Raw genomic sequence first — 26,982 nt, forward strand, 5'->3', positions numbered from 1 at the left:
ATCCTTCGATGGTCGCCCCGTTTTCGTCCTGATCTTCACATCGAGCGTGACACTTCATTCCGGGAGAGCGACCCATGGCATGGCTACAACTCAAGGCATCCATTGCCCCCGAGCAAGCCGAATGGCTGGAAGAGCTGCTGCTTGCCGAGGGTGCCAGCGCAATTACCCTGCAGGATGCACATGACGAGCCGGTATTCGAACCCGATCGCGGCACGACGCCGCTATGGACGGAAACCGTTCTGACAGGCCTGTACGACGACCTCAACGACGTCGAGGCGATGATCGAGCGGGTTCAACGCGCTTGGGCCGAACAGTCACCCGACGAGCCATCGCCACAGATCGAATACGAGCTGCTCGCCGATCGCGACTGGGAGCGCGAATGGATGGACGGGTTCGAGCCGCTGCGGATGGGCAAGCGTCTATGGATCGTGCCCAGTTGGCACGAGGCGCCGGATCCAGACGCGGTCAACCTGTTGCTCGATCCAGGCCTGGCCTTCGGTACCGGCACGCACCCCACCACCGCGCTCTGTCTCGGCTGGCTGGACGCTCAGGACCTCGCTCAGCGTCAGGTTCTCGATTACGGCTGTGGGTCCGGCATCCTGGCGATCGCCGCGCTCAAGCTGGGGGCAGATACCGCCGTCGGCGTCGATATCGATCCCCAGGCGCTGCAGGCGAGCCGCGACAACGCCGAGCGCAACCAGATCGACGAGGCGAGCCTGATTCTCGACTATCCGGAAAAGATCGGCCAAGGCGAGTTCGAGGTCGTCGTCGCCAACATTCTGGCCGGACCGCTGATCGAGATGGCTTCCACGATTGCCGGACGGGTTCGGGTCGGCGGCCAGCTGGCGCTGTCAGGCATTCTGAGCGCCCAGGCGGATTCGGTGCTGGATGCCTATCGCGCAGAGGGTCTGATCATGGACGAGCCGCAGGAGAAGGAGGGCTGGATCCTGCTCACCGGACGCCGACCGAACTGACGCCTTGACGCGACAGCCCCCTACCGGAGCTGTCGCCGAGTCCCTCGCCAGGCCTTGGCAGCTGCTGTCGGATTCATGCGGCCTGATTGGCAGAACTGCATTCATGCCGAAGCGCTCTACGCTCTGTCTGAAAAAGGCCATCGCTCGCCGATTTTTCAGACAGAGCTTAGCCTGAGCTGGCTTCATGTGCGTGGCCTGGGCATTACGGCTTAGGTCTTGCGTTGGCAAACAGCGCTTCAACAAAGCCGGAGCGACCGGTATCATAGCCTCCCCGTTTCGCCTGAGCCCCTGTAACGATGCGTGATTTGCCGTCACCGCAGACCGATCGCCCGTTACCCCGCATCGGCCATCACACGCTACCCAATCGCGTGATTCTGGCCCCCATGGCCGGGGTAACCGACCGCCCCTTCCGCCAACTGTGCCGCGAACTGGGCGCCGGGCTGGTCGTATCGGAAATGGTGACCGCCGACAGTCGTCTGTGGAATAGCCGCAAATCTCGCCAGCGCAGGATTCACCGCGGCGAACCGGGGCCGCGATCGGTGCAGATCGCAGGTGGTGACCCGCAGATGCTCGCCGAGGCGGCCCGACTCAACGCCGACGCCGGGGCCGAGATCATCGATATCAACATGGGCTGCCCGGCAAAGAAAGTCTGCAACAAGGCCGCGGGATCGGCGCTACTGCGGGACGAACGCCTGGTGGCGGATATTCTCGACGCCGTGGTCGCGGCAGTCGACATTCCGGTCACGCTGAAGATTCGCACCGGCTGGTGTGCCGAGAGCCGCAACGCGGAACGCGTGGCGAAACTTGCCGAGAACGCCGGCATCGCGGCCCTGGCAGTTCACGGCCGGACCCGGGAGCAGCGTTACACTGGCTCGGCCGAATACGACACCATCGCGGCGATCAAGCAGCAGGTATCGATCCCGGTCTTCGCCAACGGCGATGTCACCACGCCGCAGCGCGCCGCCGAAGTGCTGGCCTACACCGGGGCCGATGCGGTGATGATCGGACGCGGCGCGCAAGGCAACCCGTGGCTATTCCGGGAGATCGAGCACTACCTGCGCACTGGCGACGAGCATGCATCACCCTGCGCGGAAGAGATCGCGGCCACCATGCAGCGTCATCTGCGCGCGCTGCACGACCATTACGGCGAGTATCTGGGCGTCAGAGTCGCGCGCAAGCACGTTGGCTGGTATCTCGCCGCAAGCGACCCGAGTCGCGAACACCGCGCGCGCTTCAATCGTCTCGAGCAGACGACACAACAATTCGAGTTTCTCCATGAACTCTTTCGCGGTGATGCCGCGATCGGTAACGGAATCCACGCAGCATGAATAGCCGGCAGCCTTTAGCCCTCGAGGGTGAATCCCCCGCCGAGGTCGAGTCTCTCAAGATGCCCGATGCGCTGTCTCATACCACGCTGAGAGAGTGCGTGGAGCGGGTCATGGAGCGCTACTTCTCGCATCTCGAGGGCGAATCCGTCTCGAACCTCTACACCATGGTCCTGGCGGAAGTCGAAGCGCCGCTGCTCGAAGTCGTGATGCGCAACGTCGAAGGCAACCAGACCCGCGCTGCTGAGCTGCTCGGTCTCAACCGCGGTACGCTGCGCAAGAAGCTCAAACAGTACGACCTGATCTGATCAGCACGACCCGATCCAAACCTTCTTCGCTTCGCTCAGCGAAGCCCACCTGGACGTGCGATGCTCTGGACGCCCGCCGTTTCATCGTCAATCGTCTCGCCGTAAAAAAGAGTGGACTGGCATGTCTCAAACATCTGCTTCTACCGCCCCCCGACCCGTCGGTCGCGCACTGCTCAGCGTGTCGGACAAGACCGGCATCGTCGATTTCGCCCGTGAGCTCGCCTCACGCGGTGTCGAGCTACTCTCGACCGGCGGCACCTACCGCCTGCTCCAGGAAAACGACATTGCCGTGACCGAAGTCTCGGCGCACACCGGCTTCCCGGAGATCATGGACGGGCGCGTCAAGACGCTGCATCCGAAAATTCACGGCGGCATTCTCGGGCGGCGCGGCCAGGATGACGCGGTCATGGCGGCGCACGGCATCGACCCCATCGACATGGTCGTGGTCAATCTCTACCCGTTCGAACAGACCGTGGCCAAACCGGGCTGCACGCTGGAAGACGCCGTCGAGAACATCGATATCGGCGGCCCGACGATGGTCCGCGCCTGTGCCAAGAACCACGAGCACACCACGATCGTGGTCAGCGCCAACGATTACTCCCGCATCCTGAAGGACATGGCCAGCCACGACGGCGGCGTCAGTCACAAGACCCGCTTCGACCTGGCGATCAAGGCGTTCGAACATACCGCCGCCTACGACGCGGCCATCGCCAACTATTTCGGTCAGCGTGTCGGCAACGGCGAGCCCGAATTTCCGCGCACCCTGTCGCTGCAGTTCACCAAGAAGCAAGGCATGCGCTACGGCGAGAACCCGCACCAGAAGGCGGCGTTCTATGTTGAGTCAAGTGCGGTCGAGACCGACAAGCCGGAAGCCAGCATCGCGACGGCAGAGCAGCTCCAGGGCAAGGCGCTCTCCTTCAACAACGTGGCGGACACCGACGCCGCGCTGGAGTGCGTCAAATCCTTCACCAAGCCGGCCTGCGTGATCGTCAAGCACGCCAATCCGTGTGGCGTGGCCGTGGTACCGGAAGCCGACGGCGGCATCCGCAAAGCCTACGATCTCGCCTTCGCGACCGACAGCGAATCCGCTTTCGGCGGCATCATCGCCTTCAACCGCGAGCTGGACGGCGATACCGCCAGTGCGATCGTCGCGCGCCAGTTCGTCGAGGTCATCATCGCACCGCGCATCTCGGCGGAAGCCCGCGAGGCCGTCGCCAGCAAGACCAATGTCCGTTTGCTGGAGTGTGGCGAACTGCCAGCGAAGACCGCCGACGGCTGGGATTACAAGCGCGTCAACGGCGGCTTGCTGGTGCAGAGTCGCGATAACGGCATGATCGCCGCCGAGGAGCTCAAGGTGGTCACCCAGCGAGCGCCAACGGAGCAGGAGCTCAACGATCTGGTGTTCGCGTGGAAGGTCGCCAAGTTCGTCAAGTCCAACGCCATCGTCTACGCCCGAAACCGTCAGACGGTCGGGGTTGGCGCGGGCCAGATGAGCCGGATCAACTCCGCGCGCATCGCCGGCATCAAGGCGGAACATGCCGGTCTCGAGGTTCCCGGCTCGGTGATGGCATCGGATGCCTTTTTCCCCTTCCGCGATGGCCTGGACAACGCCGCGGCGGCGGGCATCACGGCAGTGATTCAACCGGGAGGCTCGATGCGCGACGACGAAGTGATCGCCGCCGCCAACGAGGCGGGAATCGCGATGGTCTTTACCGGCATGCGCCACTTTCGGCACTAGAGCGGCGCTCCTGCCAACGAAAAGCCCACGAGTTTCGACTCGTGGGCTTTTTCGTGCAGGGTTCGCAGAACCCGATCAGCATCGATCGAATCAGGAAGATTCCTTGCCAAGATCGATGCAGAGATACTTGGTTTCCAGATACTCCTCGAGGCCATACTTGGAGCCTTCGCGACCCAGGCCGGAAGCCTTGACGCCGCCGAACGGTGCGCTAGCGTTGGAGATCAGCCCCGTGTTGATGCCGACCATGCCGTATTCGAGCGCTTCGGCGACCCGCCAGACCCGGCCCAGATCCTTCGAGTAGAAATAGGACGCCAGCCCGAACTGGGTATCGTTGGCCATGCGAACGGCTTCCTCTTCCGTCTCGAAGGGGAAAACCGCCGCCAGGGGGCCGAAGGTCTCTTCACTGGCGACCTTCATCTCCGGTGTGGCGTGGCTGACCAGTGTCGGGGAAAAGAAACGCCCGCCCAGCGAATGCTCGTGGCCGCCGAGCAACAGCTGCGCGCCCTTGTCGGTAGCATCCTTGATGTGGTCGGTCACCTTGGCCACCGCATCGTCGTCGATCAGCGGACCGATATTGACCCCGTCCTCGAAGCCGTTGCCCACCTTGAGCTCACTGTTCATGGCAGCGGCCAGCTTTTCGCTGAAGGCGTTGATCACGCTGGATTGAACCAGGAAGCGGTTGGTGCAGACGCAGGTCTGTCCGGCATTGCGGAACTTGGACGCGATCGCCCCTTCGACCGCCGCATCCAGATCGGCATCCTCGAACACCAGGAACGGGGCGTTGCCGCCGAGCTCCAGCGAAATCTTCTGGATGTGCTGCGCGGCACCGGACATCAACGAACTGCCGACTTCGGTCGAGCCGGTGAACGTGACCTTGCGCACGACCGGAGACTCGGTCATCGCCTTGGCGATCTCGCTGGCCTTGCCCGGGACCACGTTGAACACGCCGCGCGGAACACCGGCCTGCTCTGCCAGTGCGGCCAGTGCGGTGGCGGAGAACGGTGTCTGGCTGGCCGGCTTGATGACGATGGTGCAGCCAGCCGCCAGTGCGGCAGCCGCCTTGCGCGTGATCATCGAGGACGGGAAATTCCAGGGCGTGATGGCGCCGACGACGCCCACCGGCTGCTTGGTGACCACGATACGCTGCTGGGTGTTGGCAGCTGGAATGGTGTCGCCGTAGATACGCCGTGCTTCCTCGGCAAACCAGCGCATGAAGCTTGCGGCATAGACGATCTCACCCGCTGCCTCCTTGACCGGCTTGCCCTGCTCGGCGGTCATGATCGCGGCCAGTTCATCCTTGTTCTCGAGCATCAGCTCGTACCACTTCATCAGGATGTCAGCGCGCTCCAGCGCGGTGTGATTGCGCCAGCCCGGAAGCGCGGCCTCGGCCGCATCGATCGCCCGCTCGGTCTCGGCACGCCCCAATCTCGGCATGCGCCCCAAAATCTCGCCATTGGCGGGATTATCGACGTCGATCTGCTCACCGCTGTCGGCGGCAACCCAGTTACCATCGATATAGGCAAAAGGTCTGAACAGCGCGCCCTCTTTCACGGACTCTGCCTTGACGGACTGTGCTTGGTCGGATTGCATGACTCACTCCTCCTTGATGTGCTTGCCGGATGCGGATGATCAGCCCATCCTGACCGGCCGTGGCCACGGATCAGCGTGCAACGGGATCGTTGGTGACGGCAACCTGCGACGACGAATTCAGTGTCACTGTGCTACCCGACAGGATGGCGTGTTAACGCCACCTCTGCCAGTCGAAAGCCGCGTCGGTTGAGTATCAGCCGGCGCCGGGCCGGGCATGCCCCTGAAAGAGCGGCACAGGAATGGCGACAGCGGCCCGGCGGCGAAGCGATTCACAGCTGTGACCACAGGGTCACGCCCACGGCGATCGCGATTGCCGCGCCGCTCAGCCAATAGCCGTTGACGCGCTGTGAATGGCGATGGATGTGGCGCAATCCCAGCCAGGCCAGCGCGATCGCCACGACCTCCACCACCGGTGCGTAGCGCCCAGCACTCAACCCGACCAACGACATCACCAATGCTGCCAGCGACCAGTGAGAAAGCTGTTTGCGCCGCGTCTTGCCGTTGACATCGCGCGTACTGCTGGCTCGACGCTGAACTTCGGGACGATTGAAGACCTGGATCGCCAGCCCATCGCGCAGCTCGAAGCGAACCGGGGTACCGGCGCTCGGCAAGCCGCGACCTCGCCACTGCGCCAATTGGAACGAATAGCGTTTGCCGTCATCACCCTCGACCTCACCGGTCTGGGCTTCGTCGTCGAAATGAGAAAGGCGACCATCCATGGGACTATCCTTGCGGCTCTCTTTGAAACCTTCGTGACGACCTGCCGCGATGCGGTCTTCGCGACCGCCTCTGCCTGGCGGGAACTTTGGCCCGCCAGCCCGAATCAGCGACCGTTGACCAGCATCAGGAACTCCTGACGCGTCGTCTGATTCTTGCGGAAGCTGCCCAGCATTACCGAGGTCGTCATGCTGGAATTCTGCTTCTCGACACCTCGCATCATCATGCACATGTGCTGGGCCTCGATCACCACGCCCACCCCGCGAGCCTCGGTCACCTGCATCACGGCTTCGGCGATCTCGCGAGTCAGGTTTTCCTGAATCTGCAATCGGCGCGCATACATGTCGACGATCCGCGCGAACTTCGACAGCCCCAGCACCTTGCCCTGAGGGAGATAGGCGATGTGACACTTGCCGATGAAAGGCAACACATGGTGCTCACACATCGAGTACATCTCGATGTCCTTGATCAGCACCATTTCATCGGTATCGGACGCGAAGACCGCGCCATTGATCAGCGCTTCCAGGGACTGGCCGTAGCCCTGTGTCAGGAACTGCATCGCCTTGGCGGCACGCATCGGCGTATCGCGCAGACCTTCACGCTCGGGATCTTCTCCCAGCTTCTCGAGAATGCCGTGGAAGTGGCCCGCCAGTTGCTCTGTCATGTTGCTGCCTTGTCTATCGGTATCATTCATCGAATGCTAGGCACTGCCTGAAAACTGCCTGCGCTCGCCCATACGGCGTTAAAAATCGACTCAAGATGCTCATTTACACGCCGTAAACTCCGCCTTTTCGCCGATTTTTGCCTTGTCTTGCCTTCGCTCGTCGACTTTTCAGACAGCGCCTACGCCCGCGTTGGCACTCGGCCCCATTGTCGGTGTCGGCCAATTCTAGCGAAACTCCATCGGCACCACTATCACGACAAGCCCTCGAGCCACTACGGATCGGCAGCGGTTCAGGCCAGCCAGCGCGGAGAGTCGAGTGCCAACCGCTGCTGCTCGAGATGTCGGATGTGCTGGTCCCAGTAGCCGCTATCGGCGACATAGGGGAAAGCGCGAGGGAACGCGGGATCCTGCCAGCGCGCCGTGACCCAGGCACTGTGGCGAATCAGGCGCAAGGTGCGCAGCGCTTCGATCCACTCGAGCTGACGACGGTCGAACTCCCGGGTCATCTCGTAACCTTCGATGACTTCGGACAGCTGCATCTGCCACTCCTCGGGGGACTGGGCGGTCAACAGCATCCACAGATCCTGCACCGCCGGCGCCATCAGGCAATCATCGAAGTCGACCAGCGCAAAGTGCTCGTCCCGCCCCAGCATGTTGCCGAGATGGCAGTCGCCGTGAACACGCTGCAGCGAACTTTCCGGCCAGGCACGCTCCGCCAGCAGCGGTAGCAGCGAATCGATGACCTGGCCGTAGCTCTTGCGCTGTCGGGCGTCGAGCCAGCTTGCCTGAAGCACTCGGATACGGCTCTCCTCGACCATCGTGTCGAGATCGAGTCGGATTCGGTGACGGAAGGGTTGGCGAGCACCAACGTCGTGGACTCTGCCGATCAGCTCGCCAAGCGCAAACAGATGTGCGGGATTGTCGAGTTCCGGCGCCTGACCGACGACGTGGGCGAACAGCGCAAATCGGAAACCTTCGAAGTGATGCAGCGTGGCGCCAGTGGCGTCTTCCCACGGCGCCCCGACGGAGATCGACTCCGCCGCCAGGGCCTGGAGAAACTCGTGCTCTTCGAGGATCTGGTCGTCGCTCCAACGCTCCGGGCGGTAGAACTTGACGACCCATCGACGGCGGTCGTCGTCGGTCAGCGAGTAGACCCGATTTTCATAGCTGTTGAGCGCGAACGGCTCACCGGGCAACCAGAGGCCAAGAGACTCGACTGCCTCGACGACCCGCTGTGGCGTCAACGTCTCGAACGGATGCAGGGAAACGGCGCTCATACGGACCTCGACTGACGGCGACATGCTTGTGCGCATGCTATCAGATTCGCACTGATGGCGTACGCGCGAACGCCAGCGCCGTAATCTGCCGCGCCCCGGCAGCCCGACAGGCCAGCGCCAGTGATTCCAGCGTCGCCCCGGTGGTCATGACATCGTCGACGATCATCACCGCCGCCGGTAATGGCTGGTTCACCGCGAATGCCCGTTTCACGTTGCGCCGTCGCGACACACGATCCAGCCCCCGCTGGGACGGCGTCTCCCGCAGTCGCTCGGCCTCTACCGTTGGTAGCTGCAAACGCTCGGCCAGACGCTTCGTCAGCCACGCCGTATGATCGAACCCCTGTTCACGAGTTCGCTCGCGCTGGCCGGGCACGCCGATCACAGCTTCGCCGAGGTCGAGGCCACGACTCAGGGAAGCCAGCATCAGCTGAATCAACACTTCGCCTGCCCGCGGATCCGCCGAGAACTTGTAGCGCTGGATCAGCGGCGTCATGCGCGACTCGTAGCGCAGCGGAACCCATGCCGCCGTCTGCGCAGGCGGATGGCGGAGACAGCGTCCGCACCGACGTGGCGTGGAAGGCGCGAGCGCGTTCGTCGGCAATGGTTCGGCGCAAAGCCCACACGCACCATGATTCCAGGGCATGTCCGCAAAGCAATCGGCGCACCAGGGCACGCCGTCGGCCACGGCCGTATGGCAGAAGGCACAGTAGCCTGGCAGCGCCGTTTTCAACTGAGCGTGGATCCAGCCACATAACCGGCGAGTCGTTGGTTTCACCGCTTTCAGACATCGCAGCATCGGCTCTTCTCTCGATCGCTTCGCTATCGATCATTCAATGTTGATGTCGACTGCGACGACGAAAACTGAAGCCATTACCCGATTATCGGTGACCGGACGGCCAACGATTGACATCGATAGCGCGGCCAGTAAAATGAGCGCGCCTGTCGGAATGCGGATGTGGTGGAATTGGTAGACACGCTAGATTTAGGTTCTAGTGCCGAAAGGTGTGGGAGTTCGAGTCTCCCCATCCGCACCATCAAGGCCCCTTCTTTCAAAGACTTACGATAACCACCCTTCTGTCTCTTGTCCTCAGACGGTCTGTTTTTGGCATAGTGTGGTCAGCTTTTTGGTCAGCATTCACTGCCGTAACTGCTTCATTTATAAAGCCCCTACTCGCATAACCTCCCGATATAGCTAAATTTCGCTATTTGCCTGCGCGCGGCTGTCTGCCCGATACTGTATGCCCATACAGCTTTAGGTGGATTTTCATGAGCACTATCGTCGATGTCCTGGGCCAGGCAGATCTGAGCGCGCCGCCCTCTTCGATCCCTCTCGCCGCCGGCGAGGTCCGCGCGGGCTTTCCCTCTCCCGCCGACGATTATCTCGAGACGACGCTCGATCTGAACGAGTTGCTGATCCCGCATCCGACAGCGACGTTTTTCGTGCGGGCCAAAGGCCATAGCATGGAGAAGCACGGCATCTACGACGGCGATCTGCTGATCGTCGATCGCTCGCTCGAGGCTGGCGTCGGTGATGTCGTGATCATGGCGGTGGATGGCGAGCTGACATGCAAGCAGATGCAGAAGATCGGCCAACGCTACTATCTATGCTCAGGCAACGAGCAGTTCCCGCCGATCCCGCTCGCTGGCTGTGACTGCCATTGCTGGGGCGTCGTCACTGACAACATCCACTCGCTGCGCCGGGGGCGCTCGGCAAAGTGATCGGCCTGGTCGACTGCAACAATTTCTATGCCAGCTGCGAACGGGTCTTCCGCCCCGATTGGGAAGGTCGGCCTGTCGCAATGCTGTCGAACAATGATGGCTGCGTGATCGCTCGCTCGAACGAGGCGAAAGAGCTGGTCGAGATGGGCGCGCCGACGTTCAAAATCCCGCCTGACGCTCGGCACCAGCTGATCCTGGTCTCGTCGAACTACACGCTCTACGGTGACATGAGCCGGCGCGTGACTGCCACGCTGCGCGAGTTCACGCCGGACGTCGAGATCTACTCAATCGACGAGTCGTTTCTCGGGTTTGACGGTTTCCCGCTTGAGCAGCTCGAGGAGCACTGCCAGCGGCTACGCTACGTTGTTCGGAGGAACACCGGTATTCCGGTCAGCGTTGGCCTGTCGACATCGCGAACACTGGCCAAGGCTGCCAACCGTTTGGCGAAGAAGATTCCGGCCTATGAGGGCGTGTGTTTGTTGCAGCCCGATAGCGACGTCACGCGCCAAATCCTCGAGGAGATGCCCGTCACTGATCTATGGGGCGTGTCCGGACGGCTGGGCCAGCGGCTGTCGCAGATGGGTATCGTGACCGCCTGGCAGCTGCGCGAGGCCGACCCGAAGCGGATCCGCGCGCGCTTCAGCGTCGTGCAGGAGCGGCTCGTCTATGAGCTGCGCGGGGAGAGCTGCATCGATACCGACGACTACGATGAGCCGAAGAAAAACATCATGACGTCCCGATCGTTCGGGCGACTCTCGAGCGATCCGCACGAAGTCCGCCAAGCGATCCGCGCGCACGCCGCCCGCGGCGCCGAGAAGCTGCGGAAACAAGGATCGGTGGCCAGGGCGATTCAGGTTCACCTGAAGACCAACAAGCACCGCGAGGACTTGGCTCAGTATCACCCTGCCCTGGTCGTCCAGCTCCCTCACCCGTCGAACGACACACGCGTTATTGTCGGCGCCGCCCAAACCGCACTGAAACGTATGTGGCGCGATGGGTACCGCTACATGAAGGCCGGCGTGATGATGCTTGATCTCGTCGACCACGCGACGCAGCAGCACGACATTTTCGACACGTTAGAGAGTGACGCCGAGCGTGAGCGATCAGCCAAGGCATCAGCAGTCATGGACGAGCTGAACCGCCGCATGGGTAGCGGCACGGTGCGCTTGGGCGGGACCAAGGGTAAAGCGGATTGGAAGCTGAAAGCGGAACTGCTGACGCAGCGCTATACGACGCGGTGGGATGAACTGCCGGTGGTGAAGCTGTAAAAAACGAGAGCTAAGCGTGCACGCGAGAGCTCTCTGATAGTCAGCTATGCCTGAAGTGCTGAGCTTCTACGATCATCGGGATCGTACGTCCCTGGCTGCAGCCGTCCTGACTGCGGTCCCTGCGAACACCCATTCCTTGGGTGGTGGGCCAGACTACGCCGTATCCATCCCATTAGATACAAGCATCCGAATTATATTTTGGATTTATGCCTGTAGGGCTCACTTCGTAGGCTGGGTCATGATGTGCAAATGCAACGATGCAGAAACAACAAACCCCGGCACGATGGCCGGGGTCGAGATGTTGACGCGTGTAAAACGGCGAACGTGCGCACGAACGCATAAGCAAAGCGTCGAGGGCATTATAACAGCGAATAGATACAGTTGAATAACGCCGATCAAAGTTCGACGGCTCGTAACGAAAAAGAGCCCGGCTGCACGGGCCGGGCAAGGAATCGCACACAAGGATGTCGCTCTCGCGACATAGAAACTATCGGCCGCATCCAGGCTGGCATGAGTACGAGTAAACCCACGCGCGATGTCAGCCATCGCTTACAGCGGATTGATCAACGCCGCGTTACGATCATCGCCAGGCTTGTTGACCGCGGTGCTGACGGGCCAGTGACGGATAAGGCCCGCGTCGATATGCCGAGTGACGCCACGGATTGCATCGCGGTCTGTGAATGCGGTATCCAGCCACGGCTCGAGCGAGTCGTTATCTAGCGCCAGCGGCATCCGGTCATGAACCTCTTTCGCAGACCCACGCGCTGGCTCGGTAATGATGGCCACGCCCGGCGCCAAGTCGTCGCCGCGCTCGGTCCAGATGCCACCCAGATATAGCGTCTTCCCGTCGGTGCGGGTAATGAAGTGCGGCTGCTTGCGACCATCGACGGACAGCCATTCATACCAGCCATCGGCTGAAATCAGACAACGGTGGCGCTTGAACGCCGGCGCGAAGTATTTGGAGGTGGCCACGGTTTCGGCTTTGGCGTTGATCGGCTGCGGGGCTTTAGCATCCGCCCACGCTGGCCGATATCCCCACCATAGCTGCTCGATCGTCACCGGCGCCTCGTCTTCGGCACGCCGCGCGACACTGATCAGCGTGCCCGGCGGCACGTTGTAACGAGGCTCAGCGTCAGCAAGAAGGTCGGGCTGAGCCACGGCCTCGGTGAGCGCTGAGAAGTCCATCGAGTAGAAAGCGAATCGTCCGCACATACCTAGAATGTGTAGACTAATATGCCGATAAAGTCATGATAAAAAATGGATCAACATGGAGGAATTTGCTGCTCCAAAACATCGATCTCAGTAGATTTAATCACGTACCCTAGATTATTTGGAATAGATGTCTTAGAAACAGGCTTGTTATGGGTAGGTATTAACTCCACTTCTATACTTCCATTAGCCATGTGTTGCGGTCCCGCATAAAGAACTCCAAGAAGCTTTATCCTACCTCCCATAAAGGTATTGTTATTCCGATCCATATAACCACTAAGATTGGTAAGAAAAACCGGACTACCACTAGACCCGGGGAAACACGCCATATCCATAACGAACTGAGACTTCCCAAGATAGTCATGTGCTGGCGTAGTAGCTATAGACCCCCTTCTAGCAATAGCTCCGTTATTGTAGCTATCCCATATCCCATTTGGGTAGCCAATCATTGTGAGTTCTTCAAGCGGCAACAAATAATCAAAAAAAGCCTTATTGGCAATATTATCTTTCGATATGAAACTTAAACCAACTTCGAATCCATTCACCTCAAAATGATGAAATATAGGAGCAGCTAAAATAGCACAAAGATCTACATTATCCGAAGGATGATTGACAATTGTCAAGCTCCCGTGTTGCAAAGTCACATTCTCAAAACCAATCGGATCTTCACTACCTTGCCTTTTAACATTTACCGGAAAAGATATCTGCTGTGCCTCTTCCACAACATGCTTATTCGTAATGATTCCGGGCACCAAATTTCCGGTATTTCTATCGTGATGGAATGCGTATAGAAATCCGGTACCAGTAGCGATGGACCCATTTTCTGCCCTAGACTCAATGCGGACGGTAGAATTCATCATCTGATCTAATACATGAGCCGGCATATAAGTTCCATCATTTAAGTGGTTGAATTGCTCGGCTCACTAAAAGATGTTTTTTGGAGCTCGAGATGAGTATCTGACATGAACTAGGGATAACATTTTAAACGACAGTTGTAAACCGATTGTACCGGACGCTAGTGCCCAGAACACTCTCTCGCTGCTCTCTTAGCCTCGCATGCTGGGGCCGGCGTGAGTAGTACTACGACCACGCCGGCCTATCCTTTCTAGATTCCATACTTCGTTTTCAGCGCTTCTACCAGCCGACGAAGCTGGTACAGCGTAGCCGCCGACACATCGAGAGCTTCATTGAAGATGTAGAAATCACCGATTTTTCCCACGAAGCTTCCAGTGCTCAGATCCGCAGCTGCGCCACCCAGGTTCCAATACGCTTGAAGCTTTTCGTTAGCGGTAAGCGGTGTGACACCTGAGGCGACAGCCGCCCCCTGCAAGTCAAGACCATTAAAGTAGGCGCTGATCGTCTTGGTATTGAAGTCGAAGGTCTCCACAAATATGAACGGATCATCGGCGCTGAATTTTTCATAGCCCACATTCACGGTTGCGCCTGAGTTGTTGTGATTGTCCGGCCAGATTACCAGACCCTCCGAAGCAGGGCTGGGAGCAGATGGCAGCCTGTACCGCGTGTTGTTTTTCAAAGGCTGGTCATCATCCAGCAACGGATTGAGTGATGATAGCAGCGTGCAGTTTAAGGTGCCCGATGACGGGCGCGTCACGAGATCGGAGTTAACGCTGGCGACGCCGACAATGGTGTAGCTATCCGAAACCTTGCCCGGGGCGAAGCTAAGACCCCAGGCGCCGCTACCATCGTCGTCAGCCTGTATGACAGTTTGGCCATTGAAATCAGGGTCAGAGACGCTGAGCGAAAGCTCGGAAAACGCAGGACAAGCGAGCACACGACCATCCGTACGATCTGCGATGCGGATCGAACCGTCGGAATTCACGGTAGCGACTCGGGGATTAAACGAGTGAACAAGGGATGGAAGTGATGCAGCAACAAGGTCTGCCGAATCCATATCGATCCTCGCCTGCCCCGGAATGCCTGAGGATCGAACACCGTCTAGCTTGATAAGTTGTCCTGCCATGGGGTTACCCTCTTAGTTTGAAGTAACAGCGATTCGTTGATGACATGCCCAGTTGTGCATTGAGTTGCCCAGGCTCCCTACGTCGTCCGAGTTATCCCGGATATTGCTGCGCGCCCCGGTAGTGGGCCCGGCCGGTTGGCCGGAAACGCCGACATCGGCAATGCCGATAAAGCCGTTGCTGCCTGTCGGAATGGTGTCCAGCGTGATCTTGAGTTGATCGGTTGAAAGGATCTCAATTGATGAGATAGCCACAGCATTGCCATCCCCATCGTCAGACCAGCGCACCCCGTAAGCTCCGGGATCTGATACTGCGCTGGTATCGATTGTGAGATCGCCATAGGGGATATTGAACGTCACCGTGACGACGTTCTGATCGATGACTGCCGCAGTTGCATAGGTCGGCCTCCACCCCTCGCCATGCATCAATGAATGGGCAGCTCTACCGTGGTATTCGCCCATCTGGATGTAGCCGATGGCATCAAGATGAACCCCATCAACGGTAGTCCAGATGTACTTAGGGCCGACACATGCGAACTTTGAAGGTTGATCGATCGATACCTGCAATTGATCGAGAGGCACGTAACAGTCGGTACGGTTGTAGTGCGTCCAGTTGCTGATCTGATCGAGGATGAAAGGGAAATCACCAGCGCGACCCAGCATTCCGTTGACTGCGGCCTCCATATAGCTCTGATAATCGTAAAGAGCCTCGGCATACTCCCCCGGCTCCATGCCTCTATCGTTCTCGCCCTGCACCCAATCCAGAAAGGGCACATCGAATTCCAAGCCGGCGGCCTGGCTAAGAATAAAAGCCCGCTCCATGCATTTGAGGAGATTGGCAGTCGCCTGGGTTCCCTCAGCGAGCATCGAGATCGGACGTCCACCGACGCCAGTTGCGGCGATCAGATAGCCCCAGTTGGTATTCCCATCACCATCATTCATCTCTGAAAGGCGTACCGTCTCACTGAGCAGGTGGACCTCAGTGAATTCAGAGCGGGCATCCTTCAGGGTCTCGATATTTGACTCAGGGACAGGGGTGTAGACCTCTGAGCCGCCGGGCTGCATGCCAAGCGGCAGTACACCACCGTTGAAGCTCTCAATCCGCCCTGGGCGAACTAGGCCGGTGGTAGGTTCGCCATGAGCGCCAACGGATAAAGACTGACCGTTGCCGGGGATATAGACAATCCGGGTGATATCGAAATCGAATGGAAGATTTGAAACCAGGGCGACTGCACGCTCGCTAACCACACCTGCCGTCTTATTGAGATAGTGCAATTTTCCAGTCTCGATGCGCGGTGCCCAGTTGTCACCGAGCGAGGAAAGCTGCCGCTCCTGACCCGCTACATAGGCGAAGACGTTTCGGGCTCCTTCACTGCCTCTAGTGTAGGCGTAGGCGCGCCCGCGAATACCAGAGCCCTCATCAAGTGAGCCGTCCCAGCGAACGCCGCGCAAGATGAACCCATGCTCATCGGTTTCTACCCACTGATACTCATGATCGAGCAACGGCTGAGCGCGGTTGGTATGAACCGTGCCGTCCCATCGGACTCCTAAGATGACACGACCGCCGACGTCTGTTATCCCCCAAGCGAATTCGCTATCAAGAGAGGAGGTACCCGGCAACATATCCAAGTTTGCTCTGAATATCCCCTCGTTGGTAACCACCGCGATTGGGTTACCACCTTCGTCGACAACACCCCAGGGGTACGGTGTGAACGAAGAAGGAGCAGCGAGGGCGTAAATCAGTTCCGGGAGATCCAAAACGGATTGGGCACTTGGGTCCTGAGAAATGAGCTGAGAATCGCTATCGCTTAGTTTTTTCCAGAGTGACTTTGATATTCCAGGCTCAATGCTGACAGCGAAGTAATACTGCCCGTCATTAACTTCAGCACGTCCCTGCTCGACCGTATCAAAAATACGACCGCCAGCAGCAAGCAAGGCATTCAGGCGCTGATCAACGTTTTGTCGTATCCCATTGACCTCATCATCGATATCACTCTTGGCAGCGTCGGCCGCGTCGACAACCTCTTGCGCCGCGACTTCGCCGGCCTTCAGCGTGGCCCGCTTTCGGCCGAGACGATCTGTCCACTCAGTGGATTCGGCGAGCATGAAGCGGTCCAGCGTTTCCGCGTTATCCGACAGATCGCGAGGGTCACTCGATCCAATCGAGTTGCCAGTGTTGTAGGCCATGCTATTTTCTCCGGGCACAAAAAAGCCCGCTCATCGGCGGGCTGCAAGGGTTCGGTTCAGTGGGTCAGGCTTCAGGCCATTCCTGGTTGATAGCGCGGTCGATGATAGAGGCGCCGAGGAACATGTCGGGGAACTGGAGCCACTCGTAGTCCTTGAGGATCGGCCGCTCTTTCAATTCGAGATTCGCGGTGTAGTCCCAATACCGGCCGCCGATGAGCGTTGGGCCGGAGTAGCCATCATCGAAGCAACATTCGTAGTCTCGGATGCCGATCGGCGTGCGCAGCCGGCAGTTGAAATAGATGGTGCCGTTGGCGATGCCACCCTGATCGACCGATGCGGCAAACCACATTTCGAATAGTTGGGCCTGCTGCTCGGTGCAGCGAAACTTGACCGAGGCGTTGCTGGGGACGGTTCGGAAGCGCTGCCGGCGCCGCCTCTTGCCGCTGTCCATCTCGGTGACCTGGTTCGTCGACACATGCTGCAGTCCGTACCCCTCCTGCAACGGCATCGGCAGCCCCACCGGGTAATCGATGTTCGCCATCTATCCTCCTGTCCTATTCGGGGCTGTTGTCGTCATCGAGGAAGACGCGCGGGTCGTTGTTGACGGCGTCGACGCTGACGGATTCGAAGCCGTTGGGCTGAACGTCCTGCACCAGGGCGTCGTAGCTCCAGCGCTGCATCGTGCCGAACTGGTAGTGAGAGGCCTCTAGCATCGGGTCGAGATCCGGTAGCTCGTTGGCATCAGCGACCACGACGCCACTGCCGGACGACTGGACCGGGAACGGGCCAGCCTGGGTGCCGTCTGGCCGGCGCCAGGCAATGACGTGCTGTTTGCCCGGCTCGAACTCGACGTCTTCGCTGAGTTGCAGCGTCACGGCGCCCGCCGGGCCAGTGGCGCCGCGAATCCATCCGCTGCAGCCGTAGCCGGGCACATCGTCAGTGAGGCTGGCGTGGCTCATATACGTCGAGTTGAGCGCATCCAGTTCGGTCTCGAACTGGTAGGCTTCGCGCCGGTATTTCTGAATCCGGCGCTCCCGCATGCCAATGCGCCAGGCTCGAGTGCGATCGAGCACGCCTTCGACTTTGCGCTTTTCGACTTTGAAGCCCTGATCGCCGGGGAGGCGACACGGCACGACCTCGGACGTCCACGATTCTTCGTCGACGTACTCGACATCGATGCCGTCGGAGTCGTCTGGCTGCGGCAGCGTGATCGTGCGAGAGAACGAATCGGGCAACCAGTTCTGGGCACTGTAGCCATGCTGGGGCAGCTCGCCCCGAGGCTCGTCGCGCACGGGGCGGATCTGGCCGCGATCAATCGTCAGCTCGGCAAAGCCTGCCGTCAGCGCTCGGTTGATCGACTCTTTCACAGTGGAGTCATCGTCGGTGACGAAATCGAACGTGTCGCCCCGCGGCCGCCAGGTGGCGTCCAGGCGGTCGAGTTCCTTGAAGTTGACGTCAGAATCCAGCCAGCCGGCGTCCCGCGCCACGTAGGCTACCCACGGGGCGATGTCTCGCGTCGGCTGTGGCTCTGTCCACTCGCCGTTGACGCGCACCGGCAACTTGCGAATCGGCACCAGCGACACCTGGTTCTCGGTCTGCGAGGCGAGCGTATTGCTACCCCGGATCGACAGGGCCAGCACCGTGACGTCTTCATAGCGGGTCTTGTGGGGAATCTCGCAGCGCAGGCCGTACCAGTCGATCTTGTCGAGCGCCTTGGTGTCGGTGTCTTCCGCCTCGAGGCGACGCATCTGGACTTCCGGCGTCATGGCATAGGGAAGATCGACCGCGAACGTCCAGCCCTGCTGATCGCGGGTGTGGGCACCGATGGTCTCGATGACTGACTGCCACTCGCCGGATCCCTTCTCGCGATACTGCAGTTCGACCTGCCGATCGACGTGGCGGATGTCGCCGTCGTCATTCAGCCGCCCCAGGCCATTGGCGGCGAAAATGTCGAACTCGAGTCGGCTGGTCTTCTCTTTATCTGGGCATGCCTGAAACGGCCCGGTCCACTGCCCCGGCGAGTTGGAGACCACACGGACGTTACCGTTGCCGCTGAATGCGGGAAACGCCGACCAGGCACCGTCGATCTCGTCATCGCTGTTGAGCCGATGCAGCGCGACATATTCCCGCGACGAGCCGATCTCGACGATGCGATAGCGCGCGTTCTGAACATCGACGGCGGCCAGGTGCTGACCCGGTTCCAGATTCGTCACCGGATCACCGGACAGCGTGTTCAGCGTCATCTGGTTGCCGGTGATGTCTGCGACGATGAATGTGCCGCTGAGATCCTCGCTCCAGATCCGCACTCGGTCGCCGGCGGCCAGCCCGGTCCAATCCCCCGCCACTCGATCCGGCAGCGCCGTGGTCTGGGTGATGGTCTTGGTCTGAATGTCGGAGACGGCACCGCTGTACACGTTGCCCGTCTGTTGATCGACGGCGGTGATCTCGCCGGTTTCCGGGTCTCGCGTCACCGTCACGCCGGTGACAACCGTCTGGCTCTCGCCGTTGGTCACCGTTGCCGATGTCACCACCTCGGTCTGTACGGTCTCGGTCCCGCCATCGATGACCGTGATGGTTCGATAGAGCCGCACCGCGAGCCACATGTCGGTTTCCCAGGACTCGGGGATCGTGAACTCGAGCCGATCGCCATCGGTGGCCAGGTTGCCGTCAAACGTGGCGTTATCCGTCGAGCGCAATCGGAGCCCGGACGAGCCACTGGACGCCCCCACTTCCGGCGCGTTGTACCAGCACCGGTACGCTGGGTGGGACGTGACGTCCTCCCCCGGCTCGAATATCCGGTAGTCGATGCCGCTGCCCAGCGAGCCGACCGGCGTCTCGCCGATGCGGATCTCGTCGAGGTCGATCTCGAACTGACCGACGCCGATGCACAGCAGCATGTCGAGCACTTGCGTCGTGGTGTCGGCGAAGTAGCGGCGCGGTGCATTGAGGTAATCCGGGAACATGCGGTGCCGCCCGGCGAGTTCCGGCATCAGGTCGCCCATTTTGGCCTGATTGCCCTGAGCGTTGACCTCATACAGCGAGCGCCCCTGCCGCGACGACTTGTTGTTCATCGACGGGATCTTGGGCGCCAGCAGCACGGTGGCGGCCACGGCCACGACGACCGCGACCGCGACATAGGCCAACGTCGCCGGGTCGCCCGGCTGCGGCCGGATCTCGACCGTGATGTGATCGTCCAGCCACAGCGCTTGCCACTTCGCCGGCGGCACGATACGGCCGCGCACCTTCACGCTCATCAGGTGCGGCATGTCGAGCTGATAGTTCGGGATGTTGCGCGAGAACCAGTCATGCAGCGTGCAGCCCGTCACCGAGTGCCGCTCCATCGGCTCGCCCGGCATCGTTGACGGGTAGACGAGGATCATGAGTAGTAGACCACCTTCAAATACTGGGCTTCGAAATCGTCGAGATAGAGCCAGCGCGTGCCGATCCGCTTGCCGGTCTCGAGCACGGCCAGGCGCTCGTTGATATTCACGACGATGCCGACGTGAATGCAGAGCGCCCCGCGCCACACTGTGGCGATCGATGCCACCGCCGGCGCACCCGGTGTAAACCGCTTCGCCTCGGCGCTGCACGCATGCGTCAGGCGGCGCTTGTCGTCGGGGTCGATCTCTCCCCAACTGGGAAGAAGCGGCAGGCCGAACACCTCATGACGCACCGCGCGGACCAGCCCCCAACAATCGAACACAGCCGGGCCGCGCCCGCCCGATTGGTATCGGGCAGCGAGGAAGGGTTTGAGCGCGTTCATGACATGTACTTCAGGCCGGGGGCGAATGCCGCGGTGTAACGCCGGCGCGGCCACGCCATGCCGATGATGTCGGCGTAGCTGGCCGTCACCTGCAGCGTGCCGTTCTGGAACTTCGGGGTTTTGGCGACCATCCGAAGCGGAGGCTCCTGCGGTGCGGAAAGGTCGCTCAGCAGATAGACGCGGAAGATCACGTAAATCGGCGCGCCCGCCTCGATGGCAAAATCCACGAAGCGCTGCGCTTCCCCGGTGACGTTCTGCATCGCGAAGTTCAGGTTCTGCTGGCCAGAGTTGTTGCGCGGCGGCAACGACACCGACAGCGCGGAGGCCAGAAACGGCACTTGCTGTGCCGTTTCCAGCGTCACCAGCTGATCCTCGAAGCCACCACAGGTGTAGATTGACGCCTGCCCTTCACTGGCGACCTCAAGCGTGGGCAACAGGATTTCATCCGCCGGCGCGGCGGCATAGACGCGTGCGAGGATGGTCATAGCGTGTTCCGTAATAAGGCGGACAAGTCATCGCAATTTGGAGAGCATTCGATATGCTGAAGGCTCCCCACACTTGATAGACAGGTAGTCGTTATGGAAATCGAAACTGGCAGCGCTCTGGGCTTTAACGGAAAGGCGCCCGTTCACGTCAACATCACTGAATCAAACGAATCCGACCCGAACCAATCAGTTGAAGTTCGCGTCTGGGTAGATGATGTCGACTCGCGCAGCCAACTCTATGCCTCGGCTGAAGAAGCGGCGCTACCGGTGCTCAAAGCCGCTGTAGCAGCACTTGAGAAAAAGCTGAGTAAGTAGCAGATCACCGCCCTTTACGTTTCATGTTGAAGAGCGTGCCCACCTGGTTTGTATAAGACCCATCTGAGCCGCTCTTCAGGTCATCCAGCATGACCTTAATTACGAAGTCTCGATTCTGGCGTTGTTCAACTGTGGCGTTAGCGGTCTTCGCCACGCCGTTGTTCATCACTTCAACCGTGACATCACCTACGCCTGCTTGCCCTGACTCCTGCATGCCCGCCTGCACGCTATCCAGCGTGCGGTCTAGCTTGGCGCTGGTGTCGGAGGTCGTGACGCGCTCGCCTTTCTCCAGCAGCCAGGTGCCGGTTTGCGGGACCGCATCGATACCTTCGTGGGCCATGCCCACCGCCGAAATGCTTGATACGATTCCAGCGGTGGCAGAGGCCACAGATGCCATCGCAGCCAGGTTGGCTGGCCACGGATTCGCCGCGGCCATGGCGATGCCCTGCTGAATGGCAACTACCGATTGCGCGATGGCCGCCGCTTTCTGCACCGCAAACATGGCTCTGTAGATTCCCGACTGCTCACCGGCAAACGTCTTCGCAACATCACTCAGATCCCCGAACACGCTCTCGGCGGCGGCGAGCTGTGCCACTTGGCGCGCCTGCTCAATTCGGGCCAGCTCGTCTTCGTACTCCTGCTTTTTCTCCAGCTCCTGGGCATCCCACTGTTCGGTGAGATCCGCGCGTTCGCCGCGGTAGTTGTCGAGCATCTCCAGCTGCGTCGCGTACCAGTCCTCGAGCTCGGCCTGGGCCTCGTCGATCTTGCCCAGCTCACCGAACGCGCCACCGATGGAAGCATCGAGCCCTTCGTATTCCGGGGCGTCGGTGAATCCGGCATCGGCGATGCGGGCCACGGCATCGGCGTATTCATCTTGCGAGACCTTAGCCGCCTCAAGGATATCGAGGCGCTTGAGCAGCGTGTCGTTGAGCTTCTCTTCGGGCGTGCGCAGCTCTTCGACGAGAGAGCGGTAATCGTCGAGCGCCTGCTGCTGGTCGTCGTAGGCCGCGACCGATTCCAGCGCGGCGCGGGCCTGCGCCAGCTGCGCCTCGGTGGCGCCCTCGGCGGCGAGCTTGAACAGCGTCTGCTGGTCAGTGGTGAGACCGATCATCTCGGCCTGCTGCTTGAGCGAGGCGATCTGATCGCGGATGGCCTTGGTGGGGTCGTCGGTGGAGGTAGTGACACCGCCGGTGCCGCCACTACCGCCGCCTGACCCACTATCGTCGTCGCCACCATTCAGCAGGTTTTTACGACGTTGCCGGTTATCTTCGATGGCAGCCTGGAGGTCAATCTGGCGTGCGGCCAGATCCTCCAACAGCGCCTGCTGGCTTTCTATTTCACCGCGGACACTATCCGCCACACCGCCATGGGATTTGGAGTAGAAGCTCTCACGGGCTTCTAACTCCTGCATCTGGAGGATTGCTTCCTGTGCCTGAAGTGATACCTCCTGCAGGGAGTCAGTCAGCGCGCTATAACTGTTGTCGAGCGCAGCCTGCGAACCTTCGATGATTGAAGCCTTGTTGGCATCCAGCGCGTCGGTGGCGTTATTCGCAGCAGTGTCGACGAGCCCTAACTCGTCTCGGAACGTGTACAGCGCGCCAGCAGCACCACCCAGAACTACAATGAGCGCACCGATAGGGTTCGTTGTCGTGGCGGTGTTGAAGGCGTATTGAGCGAGCGTTGCAGTGGCAACGGCACCTCGATATGCCTTGTAGGCACCTGCGGCTCCCGCGGCAGCAAACGCGATGCTCGTCATGACCTCGATCTGAGTGTCATATTCGCCGTTCTGAAAAGCCTGATAGACATTCAGTAGCTCTTCAGCTAGATCTGACATTGCTGGCGCCAGCTCTGCGGCTGCCACCTTCGATCCTGCCGACATTACATTTTTAACGCGATCGACGTCATTGGCGAAATTTACCAGCGCGGTTTTCTGCGTATCTTTTAGGATGATGCCCAGACTGTCCGCCTGATCACCCAGCTCGTCGAACGCTTTGCCTCCATCTCGAAGCAGCGGAATCAGCGCTGTCGTCTCGTCGGCCATCGACTCCATGTAAAACGTCATGTCCTGCTGGGACAGCCCGGCTTTCTGGAGCGAATCGTAGTAGAGCTGAAGCGCTTGGGGACCAGACAGGTTTCGAAATTGCTCGGCGGTCACGCCGATCTGCGGCGCGATATTGGTGAAGAAGTCTTTCATCTCACCGCCGCCGGTACTCAGGAACTCACCGACACGGTCGGTGGTGTCCTTGAGTATATCCGCCAGCTTTTCCTGCTCGATTCCAACGGTCGAGCTGGCGTAGCTCCAGCGCTGAAACTCTTGCGTTGTGGCGTTAGCCAAGGATGCCTGGTTCTGCAACTCCCTGGCGCTCTGTGCCGCGTTGATCGTTAGAGCAACAACCCCGGCTCCAGCAGCGCCAGCCGCTGCCACCATCCGCGTAAACCCGGCCGCCGCTTCTTTTGCATCGCGCTCGATCGCCTTCATCTTCTGGCGGCTGGCACGCTGCGCCTTATCCAAGGGCTCGGTGAAGCCGCCGATCTTGGCGACTAGATCCAGTGTCAGTTGGCCAAGTGAACGAGTCGCCATGTTTTCTCCGGGCAATAAAAAACCCGCCGAAGCGGGTCGCAGAATACTGCTTGTATGAGTTACTCGGGGCTTTTGGACAGCCGATGGACTTCGACAATACTTTCGTGAATGCCGTGTAGCATAGTGAATACGCCAGCGATCATGAACATAGCAAGCGCTTGGCTAAGCGCACCGACGATAATTGTATAATCGTAATGCTTCTGTATCCCGGCATATGGCAACTCTATTTCATACACTCCATATTGAGTGATGACTATCGCAGCGGCAATTGCTGACAGAATGAACAGAACCCAAGCTAGGCCCATCCATGCGAAATACTTCCTTTCAACAACTTTATACCCACCTGAACTCATAGCCGACTCCCACGGTTCCCAGTAAGGAAACGTAGCACTCTCCTCCACCTAGAGCCATATACTGGTAGATCATGGACGGTGCTACCGATGGCATTGCCATCTTTGTCTACCTCGACACGCCTGCCCAAATGGTCTACCTCGACCCAATCGCCGCAGCCCTCGCAGAGTTCACAAACGGTTTCGCCCGGCTTGCATAGGCGAGCCAGGTCTCCGTGATCGCGCCCGTGGATCTTTATTGAGCATTGCTGGCAGTAGTCAGCCATGTCCGTCCTAGTCAGCCATTCCCACCCAACCTATCGACCGGCCGAGCAAACGCTTGAATCAATGCCATGTCGCCATGGCCTGCTCGAGCGACTCACCCTCGCGCTCCCGGTGCGGAATGAAGTCGTGCAGCCCGAACGGCTCTACCTCTTTCTTCCGATGCGAGTTGGCATAGATCGTGGTGAGCTGGGCAACGGCGCGCTCGATCTTCTCGCCCTGGTTCAGCCCGCCGTGCTTTTGCCGGTACGCTGACCACTGCCGGACTTCCGCGTAGCTGAGGCGCTGCCGCGCTTCTTCGATGGAGCGGCCGCCGATGCCGTTGAGGACGAGCTCGTGGAAGAGTTCGGCTTCGGCGTCGAGCTCGTCCGGTTCTTTCCCAGGCCGGTGACCTCACCGATCACCCGCAGCAGTTCCATCGTCAGGTTGCCGTTGAGCGCTCCGCGCTCCGGGTCGGCATCGCCGGTGATGTCCGCCACCGTGAACACCGGCTGGCCCTCGGCATCGCAGATGCAGGCCGCTATACGACCGGCTACGGCATCGCTGCCGTTACGCGCCGAGGCGATATCACTGACGGCGGTGTGGTAGGACATGGCGCGGACGTAGGTCGTCGCCTTGAACGTCTCTCCGTCCTGCTTCCACTCGATGGTCTTCTCGACCGGGGCGCCGGTGAAGGCGCCCTGCTGCTTGAGGTTGTCGATAGATAGCTGCATGGCTGTCGATTACTCCCCGCCGCCGGACGCCGGCGTCTTCGGTGTCCACTTGCCGTCACCACTGCGCTGGATGGTGACCTGCGAGCTGACGAGACTGTTGGTGGCGAAGTCCATCGGGAAGTCGGAGACGTAACCCTCGAACTCGAACCAGGTGCGCGTAGTCGGTAGCGAGACGGTCTGAGTTGCTACTGTCGGTGGCTCGGTACCGTCGCTCCAGCCGACGAAGAACTTCACCTTGTCTTCGCCTTTACTGTTGGCCATTTCGTAGAGCTGAACGTGGGCTGGCTCCTGCGGATCTGCGTTCACGGTCAGTGAAGCCGATCCGGGCGTACCAAGGCCTTTTTTGTAACGCCGGGACGTGGTGTCTTCCAGGTCGGTTTCCTCGACCTGATCGCGCGGGTTGCCGCCGGGGTTGAAGGCGGTCGCGCCGGGGATGCGCACGATCGCGCCAGCGGCGAGCATGAACACCTGGGTGCCCTGGGCAAGTACAGACATTTCGCTTACTCCTGCCCCAGCGGGGCTTTCTTGGTGGCATAAAAAGGCCCGCTCAGTGGCGGGCCCGTGGGTCTATCGGTCGTGGCTAGTGTTGAGGCTTGGGAAACGCCAGCCTCAGTTCGCGTCGGTTGACGAAGTGTTCGAGCCGGTCATAGGCGTTCATCACGTCGCGCAGCTCCTCTCGGTCGACGATCTGTTCGGTCTCGGACAGCGTCCGCGCGGTCATCTCACCTTCCTGATTGACGCTCAGCATCCACCGGCGCGGCCCTAAAAACTTGAGCGGGTTTTCCTCGAACAGTTGCCGGGCATAGTCGTAGTCCGTCCTGTTCGGTTCAGCGTGCGCCACGATGGCGCCAGTCTCGAACAGATGGCGGCTGAGGTAATCCATCAGGAATACCGCATTGCCGGTGCGCACCTTGCTTAGGGCCGCGAAAGCCGCTGGCGGCGTCATCGTCGTGATGGTCTCGCCGAAGTAGTCTCGTTGGCCGTGGCCGCCAAAGGTCACGTGCCGGGTCAGGTCAAAGGCCGACTTCTGCCTGACGATCTTCGCCAGATCATCCGCGCAGACCAGCCAGTTGCCCTGGGTCGTTGCCGCGCGGATCTTGTGTTCGCCGAACTGACCGATGTGCCATTCGAGATCATGCTCGGCCGGATCGGCCGCGTTGGGGCCGATATAGCCGAAGCTGGCCGTAGCCGGGTGGTTCTTGTTCCAGTGTTGCCAGAGAACGTCATCGCATTCGTTCTGAAACTGCACGACCTTCTCACGTAGCTCGCGCTTTACCTTGTTGGCATGAATGCTCATGAGCCAGCCGGGCAGCTTGCGTAGCGGGATGCAGGCGGTCTTTTGATCTCCGCTTTTTGAAGGTGTCACCATAATGGTGATACCCCATCGCTCCGGGCTAGAGGAGAGCTTCCTGCTCTGAGCTTGCCAAGCCAAGCCGATACCATCGACAACGGGCTTCATCGGCACGAATGGCTCGCCGTTGTTATCGATCACGTAAAGGGTATTCCCGTGGAATTGCACGGGCATCAGATTCGGGGTCGCCATGATATGGCTCCTATGCT

Annotated in this window: 25 protein-coding genes, 1 tRNA gene and 1 pseudogene; 8 read left to right on the forward strand and 19 right to left on the reverse strand. The window is 60.1% G+C overall.

The window, feature by feature from the left end; all coding sequences use genetic code 11:
* Nucleotides 1-74 precede the first annotated feature (74 nt).
* From prmA to purH, 4 genes are all read left to right on the forward strand, one after another.
* Nucleotides 75-974 (forward strand): 50S ribosomal protein L11 methyltransferase, encoded by a 900-nt coding sequence (gene prmA / locus DOM36_RS01995; protein ID WP_075570270.1) that lies wholly within the window; start codon nucleotides 75-77, stop codon nucleotides 972-974.
* A 296-nt stretch (nucleotides 975-1,270) separates the two neighbouring features.
* Nucleotides 1,271-2,302: a tRNA dihydrouridine synthase DusB gene (gene dusB / locus DOM36_RS02000; protein ID WP_110640968.1), complete on the forward strand. Its 1,032-nt coding sequence runs from the start codon at nucleotides 1,271-1,273 to the stop codon at nucleotides 2,300-2,302.
* The gene (fis, locus tag DOM36_RS02005; RefSeq protein ID WP_075570272.1) at nucleotides 2,299-2,607 is read left to right on the forward strand and encodes a DNA-binding transcriptional regulator Fis; all 309 of its coding nucleotides are present in this window, start codon (nucleotides 2,299-2,301) and stop codon (nucleotides 2,605-2,607) included. Before dusB ends, fis begins: the two co-directional genes overlap by 4 nt.
* Nucleotides 2,608-2,728: 121 nt before the next feature.
* Nucleotides 2,729-4,345 carry a bifunctional phosphoribosylaminoimidazolecarboxamide formyltransferase/IMP cyclohydrolase gene (purH, locus tag DOM36_RS02010; RefSeq protein ID WP_110640970.1) on the forward strand — a complete coding sequence of 539 codons (1,617 nt, stop codon included), beginning with the start codon at nucleotides 2,729-2,731 and terminating at the stop codon, nucleotides 4,343-4,345.
* A gap of 90 nt (nucleotides 4,346-4,435) precedes the next feature.
* On the opposite strand, the gene DOM36_RS02015 is transcribed toward purH, so the two are convergent.
* The 6 genes and pseudogenes from DOM36_RS02015 to DOM36_RS20400 form a co-directional block, all read right to left on the reverse strand.
* Nucleotides 4,436-5,935 (reverse strand): NAD-dependent succinate-semialdehyde dehydrogenase, encoded by a 1,500-nt coding sequence (locus DOM36_RS02015; protein ID WP_110640973.1) that lies wholly within the window; start codon nucleotides 5,933-5,935, stop codon nucleotides 4,436-4,438.
* Between the two features lie 269 nt (nucleotides 5,936-6,204).
* Nucleotides 6,205-6,654, reverse strand: coding sequence for a hypothetical protein (locus tag DOM36_RS02020; RefSeq protein ID WP_075570275.1), 450 nt, complete (start codon nucleotides 6,652-6,654; stop codon nucleotides 6,205-6,207).
* A 104-nt stretch (nucleotides 6,655-6,758) separates the two neighbouring features.
* Nucleotides 6,759-7,316: a GTP cyclohydrolase I FolE gene (gene folE / locus DOM36_RS02025; RefSeq protein WP_075570471.1), complete on the reverse strand. Its 558-nt coding sequence runs from the start codon at nucleotides 7,314-7,316 to the stop codon at nucleotides 6,759-6,761.
* 290 nt (nucleotides 7,317-7,606) lie between these two features.
* Nucleotides 7,607-8,593, reverse strand: coding sequence for a serine/threonine protein kinase (locus DOM36_RS02030; protein WP_075570276.1), 987 nt, complete (start codon nucleotides 8,591-8,593; stop codon nucleotides 7,607-7,609).
* Nucleotides 8,594-8,633: 40 nt separating this feature from the next.
* The gene (locus tag DOM36_RS02035; protein ID WP_232823706.1) at nucleotides 8,634-9,086 is read right to left on the reverse strand and encodes a ComF family protein; all 453 of its coding nucleotides are present in this window, start codon (nucleotides 9,084-9,086) and stop codon (nucleotides 8,634-8,636) included.
* Nucleotides 9,087-9,152: 66 nt separating this feature from the next.
* Nucleotides 9,153-9,389, reverse strand: a pseudogene (locus tag DOM36_RS20400) (double zinc ribbon domain-containing protein); the annotation flags it as partial.
* 153 nt (nucleotides 9,390-9,542) lie between these two features.
* Here DOM36_RS20400 and DOM36_RS02040 point away from each other — a divergent pair.
* The 3 genes from DOM36_RS02040 (at nucleotide 9,543) to DOM36_RS02050 (ending at nucleotide 11,580) form a co-directional block, all read left to right on the forward strand.
* Nucleotides 9,543-9,627: transfer RNA gene (locus DOM36_RS02040), tRNA-Leu, on the forward strand.
* A gap of 232 nt (nucleotides 9,628-9,859) precedes the next feature.
* Complete coding sequence (umuD, locus tag DOM36_RS02045; RefSeq protein ID WP_110640975.1) at nucleotides 9,860-10,312, forward strand: translesion error-prone DNA polymerase V autoproteolytic subunit; 453 nt, start codon at nucleotides 9,860-9,862, stop codon at nucleotides 10,310-10,312.
* Nucleotides 10,309-11,580, forward strand: a complete 1,272-nt coding sequence (locus tag DOM36_RS02050; RefSeq protein ID WP_110640977.1) for a Y-family DNA polymerase — start codon at nucleotides 10,309-10,311, stop codon at nucleotides 11,578-11,580. The genes umuD and DOM36_RS02050 overlap by 4 nt, the downstream gene beginning before the upstream one ends.
* Before the next feature lie 549 nt (nucleotides 11,581-12,129).
* Here the strand turns inward: DOM36_RS02050 and DOM36_RS02055 are convergent.
* The 8 genes from DOM36_RS02055 to DOM36_RS02090 form a co-directional block, all read right to left on the reverse strand.
* Nucleotides 12,130-12,792, reverse strand: coding sequence for an SOS response-associated peptidase (locus tag DOM36_RS02055; RefSeq protein ID WP_110640979.1), 663 nt, complete (start codon nucleotides 12,790-12,792; stop codon nucleotides 12,130-12,132).
* Nucleotides 12,793-12,842: 50 nt separating this feature from the next.
* Nucleotides 12,843-13,673, reverse strand: a complete 831-nt coding sequence (locus DOM36_RS02060; RefSeq protein WP_110640980.1) for a trypsin-like peptidase domain-containing protein — start codon at nucleotides 13,671-13,673, stop codon at nucleotides 12,843-12,845.
* Between the two features lie 221 nt (nucleotides 13,674-13,894).
* Nucleotides 13,895-14,770: a hypothetical protein gene (locus DOM36_RS02065; RefSeq protein WP_157958530.1), complete on the reverse strand. Its 876-nt coding sequence runs from the start codon at nucleotides 14,768-14,770 to the stop codon at nucleotides 13,895-13,897.
* Nucleotides 14,771-14,782: 12 nt separating this feature from the next.
* Entirely contained in the window at nucleotides 14,783-16,954 is a 2,172-nt protein-coding gene (locus DOM36_RS02070; protein ID WP_110640984.1) for a hypothetical protein, read from the reverse strand.
* A gap of 64 nt (nucleotides 16,955-17,018) precedes the next feature.
* On the reverse strand, nucleotides 17,019-17,495 hold the full coding sequence (locus tag DOM36_RS02075) for a hypothetical protein (protein ID WP_110640986.1): 477 nt from the start codon (nucleotides 17,493-17,495) through the stop codon (nucleotides 17,019-17,021).
* Nucleotides 17,496-17,508: 13 nt separating this feature from the next.
* Nucleotides 17,509-20,334 carry a host specificity factor TipJ family phage tail protein gene (locus DOM36_RS02080; protein ID WP_157958531.1) on the reverse strand — a complete coding sequence of 942 codons (2,826 nt, stop codon included), beginning with the start codon at nucleotides 20,332-20,334 and terminating at the stop codon, nucleotides 17,509-17,511.
* Complete coding sequence (locus tag DOM36_RS02085) at nucleotides 20,331-20,717, reverse strand: NlpC/P60 family protein (protein WP_110640990.1); 387 nt, start codon at nucleotides 20,715-20,717, stop codon at nucleotides 20,331-20,333. The genes DOM36_RS02080 and DOM36_RS02085 overlap by 4 nt, the downstream gene beginning before the upstream one ends.
* Nucleotides 20,714-21,202, reverse strand: a complete 489-nt coding sequence (locus tag DOM36_RS02090; RefSeq protein WP_110640992.1) for a DUF1833 family protein — start codon at nucleotides 21,200-21,202, stop codon at nucleotides 20,714-20,716. The genes DOM36_RS02085 and DOM36_RS02090 overlap by 4 nt, the downstream gene beginning before the upstream one ends.
* Before the next feature lie 93 nt (nucleotides 21,203-21,295).
* Here DOM36_RS02090 and DOM36_RS02095 point away from each other — a divergent pair, with 93 nt between their 5' ends.
* Nucleotides 21,296-21,517, forward strand: coding sequence for a hypothetical protein (locus DOM36_RS02095; RefSeq protein WP_110640994.1), 222 nt, complete (start codon nucleotides 21,296-21,298; stop codon nucleotides 21,515-21,517).
* A 4-nt stretch (nucleotides 21,518-21,521) separates the two neighbouring features.
* Here the strand turns inward: DOM36_RS02095 and DOM36_RS02100 are convergent, their stop codons facing one another.
* The 5 genes from DOM36_RS02100 to DOM36_RS02130 all read right to left on the reverse strand — a co-directional run bounded on the left by DOM36_RS02100 (nucleotide 21,522) and on the right by DOM36_RS02130 (nucleotide 26,965).
* Nucleotides 21,522-24,098 carry a hypothetical protein gene (locus DOM36_RS02100; protein ID WP_110640996.1) on the reverse strand — a complete coding sequence of 859 codons (2,577 nt, stop codon included), beginning with the start codon at nucleotides 24,096-24,098 and terminating at the stop codon, nucleotides 21,522-21,524.
* A 59-nt stretch (nucleotides 24,099-24,157) separates the two neighbouring features.
* Complete coding sequence (locus DOM36_RS02105; RefSeq protein WP_157958532.1) at nucleotides 24,158-24,451, reverse strand: hypothetical protein; 294 nt, start codon at nucleotides 24,449-24,451, stop codon at nucleotides 24,158-24,160.
* 482 nt (nucleotides 24,452-24,933) lie between these two features.
* Nucleotides 24,934-25,422, reverse strand: coding sequence for a phage tail assembly chaperone family protein, TAC (locus tag DOM36_RS02120; protein ID WP_110641002.1), 489 nt, complete (start codon nucleotides 25,420-25,422; stop codon nucleotides 24,934-24,936).
* Between the two features lie 9 nt (nucleotides 25,423-25,431).
* A complete protein-coding gene (locus tag DOM36_RS02125) occupies nucleotides 25,432-25,917 on the reverse strand; it encodes a phage tail tube protein (protein WP_110641004.1) in 486 nt (161 codons plus the stop codon).
* A gap of 85 nt (nucleotides 25,918-26,002) precedes the next feature.
* Nucleotides 26,003-26,965, reverse strand: coding sequence for a phage antirepressor N-terminal domain-containing protein (locus tag DOM36_RS02130; protein WP_157958533.1), 963 nt, complete (start codon nucleotides 26,963-26,965; stop codon nucleotides 26,003-26,005).
* Between the last annotated feature and the right edge of the window lie 17 nt (nucleotides 26,966-26,982).

The sequence above is a fragment of the Salinicola sp. CPA57 genome (genome assembly GCF_003206035.1).
Taxonomy (GTDB): Bacteria; Pseudomonadota; Gammaproteobacteria; order Pseudomonadales; family Halomonadaceae; genus Salinicola; species Salinicola socius.